We start from the raw sequence: 2002 nt of genomic DNA on the forward strand, positions 1-2002 counted from the left end.
GCCGGCGGAAAAGCGATCCTGGCGTGGATCGCCCCCGAACGCGTCGACGCTCTTTTCGGCTCAGTCCTTTCTCGCAGTACGGAAAACACCATCACAGACATCAATGTTTTGCACCAGGAACTGAGTCGCATCCGCCGGCGCCGCGGTGTGGCCTTCGAGCGAGGAGAGTCAGCTCATGGTGTGGCCTGCATCGCTGCTGCGGTTCGCGGATACGAAGAACCCGTCGGCAGCATCGCCCTGTGCGGCAACAACAAATCCGTTCAGCTAGAACGCCTCGCCCCTTGGTCGTCCACGCGGTCCGTGAAATTTCTCGATCGTTGTACCCCGAATCGGACCATTCCCGTAGACCACGAAAGGCGCCTTCCGTTCCTGCGGCCACATTCTCCGCGGAGATGATGGATCGCCTCCTGGCGGCATCACCGGAAGACTGGATCTAACGTATCTCGACCGATCGAGTCCGCGGTGTCAGTACTGGACGGTATTCCCGAGAACTCGCTGACGCATCCTTAACTCCTCGACCACGCTGGATGGCGCTTGTTTGCATTCTCCAGGGCTCGCCGTGGATCAGCCATGTCATTTTGAACATGTTGGGCTGCAAGCAGATACATTTTTCGTTGAATGTGTCATTGTGCGAGAATGCGGATTCCGTTGGCGTCCTGGGCGAGGATGTGGGCGAAGTGGCGGTTGGATTTGTCGAGTCCGTCGGAGAGGTTCGCGCCACGCAAGAAGGATGCTGCGGCGGCGTCGAGGTGCCGCGCAATGCGCAGGAGCAGGCCGAGGGGCGGGAACGAGGAAGACGTGGGCGTCTGCGGTGATAATGTCGAGGGTCGATAGTAGCGACAGACCGGCCTCAGTTTCGTTGTCGTCGTGGTTGATGTGGGCGACTTTCAATGCTTCGGCCGGGGCTGCCGCTGGAAATTTCTGTGCCGAGCCTGCGACAATGTTTCCGTTTTGTCGGCACGACAGCGAACTATTGGCGGTAATGGTGTTGTGCTGCAATGTGTCCTTATTTTCAACGTTGCTTGACAGGGGCGCACGGGAGTCGGAAGCAGAAAACGGCAGGGTTAACCGCGATAGCGGCGAGGGAACCGCTGCATGCGCGGGAAGGATACGAGCTGCTGAGTCCGAGCGCTCCTCTTACCGGCGGCGACATGTGATCATCGTTCTGAAATCGATACTGTCTAGGTTTTTCGACGTGAGGATCGTATGTTCGCTGATCGGTTGAATATGTTGTTCGAGGATTCGCCGCGATTCGGTCGTCCGGTCACGCAAGCTGTGGTGGCGGACGGTCTCGCCGCGAGTGGCTCTCGCCTCTCCCGCCCTTATCTGTCTCAGTTACGTCGAAGTAGGCGGACGAACCCTTCTCCGGATGTGGTCGCTGTGCTTGCTAATTTCTTCGGCGTCGATGACAAGTATTTTTATCTGCCGGTCGACAGTGAGGGGGCGGAACCGTCGGTTGTCATCGACTGTCTCGAACAGGGGGCGTTGCGGCAACTGTTGGCTGCAGTGGTCGGCCTTTCCGAGTCGTCCACAGGGCTGGTCGTCGACATGGCGGAACGTTTGCGCCGCGCAGAGAAACTTCCAGAGATCACTGCGGGCGCTGATTGACCGAAACGTACTGCTATAGACCGGTTCCCCGACGCTGAAAGGTGAACGGTCTGGAGTGGTAGGGACGAGTATCTGCTCCTGACTGGGGAACTCGTTTTCGAAGACCACTGGGACTGCTCTCCGGGATGCGTTCGACTATGCCGTGCTCGATCGTCGGAGAACGTTCGGCGTGTTTGCGGTGCGATCGCTCACTACCCGACGTAGGGTCGGATTCCGCCAGATTATCGACCCAACCCCGAGAGTATGGCGCCGGGGGACGGGTCACGGCATTTCTCTGCCTACCGCCCCTACTTGAGGTCCCGTGCCCTTTGCCGGCTCTGGGCGTCCGGCTCGCCGGCAAGCTTCACTCCCTTACCGCCCTGCTCGAGTAGCACCTTGAGGCGGCTGAGCAAGT

General features: G+C 59.2%; 2 protein-coding genes. Both read left to right on the plus strand.

All coding sequences use genetic code 11. The annotated features are described in order from the left end of the window. A partial coding sequence (locus ACIQ2D_RS21795; RefSeq protein ID WP_402867392.1) for an IclR family transcriptional regulator domain-containing protein occupies window positions 1-396 on the plus strand: 396 nt, incomplete at its 5' end. 810 nt (window positions 397-1206) lie between these two features. Continuing rightward, window positions 1207-1608, plus strand: a complete 402-nt coding sequence (locus tag ACIQ2D_RS21800) for a helix-turn-helix domain-containing protein (RefSeq protein WP_064113782.1) — start codon at window positions 1207-1209, stop codon at window positions 1606-1608. Window positions 1609-2002: the final 394 nt, after the last annotated feature.

The organism is Lysinibacillus sp. NPDC097287 (genome assembly GCF_044761695.1).
Classification (GTDB): Bacteria; Bacillota; Bacilli; order Bacillales_A; family Planococcaceae; genus Lysinibacillus.

Coding starts and splice junctions, on each gene's coding strand:
- ACIQ2D_RS21800 (WP_064113782.1), top strand. CDS start 1,207: ATGTTCGCTGATCGGTTGAATATGTTGTTCGAGGATTCGCCGCGATTC.